Source organism: Nocardia sp. NRRL S-836, assembly GCF_001279525.1.
Lineage (GTDB): Bacteria > Actinomycetota > Actinomycetes > Mycobacteriales > Pseudonocardiaceae > Lentzea.
Genome location: NZ_LGDY01000077.1, coordinates 1 through 236 on the forward strand (window position 1 = coordinate 1; position 236 = coordinate 236).

Annotated in this window: 1 protein-coding gene; it reads left to right on the forward strand. The window is 66.1% G+C overall.

All coding sequences use genetic code 11. The annotated features are described in order from the left end of the window. The coding region (locus ADL03_RS08840; RefSeq protein ID WP_157528373.1) for a DDE-type integrase/transposase/recombinase at positions 1-236 on the forward strand (236 nt) is incomplete at both ends.

The window sequence follows — 236 nt, forward strand, 5'->3', positions numbered from 1 at the left end:
GTGACGCCTTCTCCAACCGGATCGTGGGCTGGAAGACCAGCGACCGCTGCGACACCAGCCTCGTGCTCGGCGCCCTGGAGTACGCGATCTGGTCCCGCGACGTACGCGGCGGGCAGCTGATCCACCACAGTGACAGAGGCTCGACCTACACCTCGATTCGCTTCGCGCAACGCCTGGCGGACATCGGAATTCTGCCGTCGATGGGCTCGGTCGGCGACTCCTACGACAACGCGCTG